The sequence below is a fragment of the Megasphaera sp. AF13-6AC genome, assembly GCF_027685385.1.
Classification (GTDB): domain Bacteria; phylum Bacillota; class Negativicutes; order Veillonellales; family Megasphaeraceae; genus Megasphaera; species Megasphaera micronuciformis.
The window spans coordinates 1-424 of record NZ_JAQCUN010000240.1; the positions used below are offsets into that span (position 1 = coordinate 1).

Consider the following 424-nt stretch of genomic DNA (forward strand, 5'->3'; position numbering starts at 1 on the left):
GTCATGCCGCATCCTTGGCGGTCTGCAAGATCAATATCGATTCGGACTTGCGTTTGGCCTTAACTGCCGGTGTACGTCAACATTTGACTCAATATCCCGCACACTTCGATCCCCGCCAATATTTGACGGACGGTCGTACGTTTGTAAAAGACGCTGTAAAGCACAAAATCCGAAATGTTTTGGGTTCGGAAAACAAGGCATAACTTCTTGATTCGCTATATTTTTTATGCTATACTTACTAACAGTGTTATTGTAAGCAGGGAGGTGAATCGGTTTGCCGCAGATTAAATCCAATATCAAAACGATGGAAAAAGACGCCGCTCGTCATGCAGCTAATTCCCGCGTAAAATCTTCCGTTCATACGGCTATTCGTCGGACTACGGAAGCAATCGCCACCGGTGATGCAGACGCAGTAAAGAAAGCG

General features: G+C 45.8%; 2 protein-coding genes. Both read left to right on the top strand.

Annotation, left to right across the window (positions count from 1 at the left end; translation table 11 throughout):
• A partial coding sequence (locus PGX78_RS08500; protein WP_270446519.1) for a class II fructose-bisphosphate aldolase occupies positions 1 to 203 on the top strand: 203 nt, incomplete at its 5' end.
• A gap of 71 nt (positions 204 to 274) precedes the next feature.
• Positions 275 to 424, top strand: a 150-nt coding sequence (gene rpsT, locus PGX78_RS08505; protein ID WP_270446522.1) for a 30S ribosomal protein S20, incomplete at its 3' end; no start/stop codon positions are given.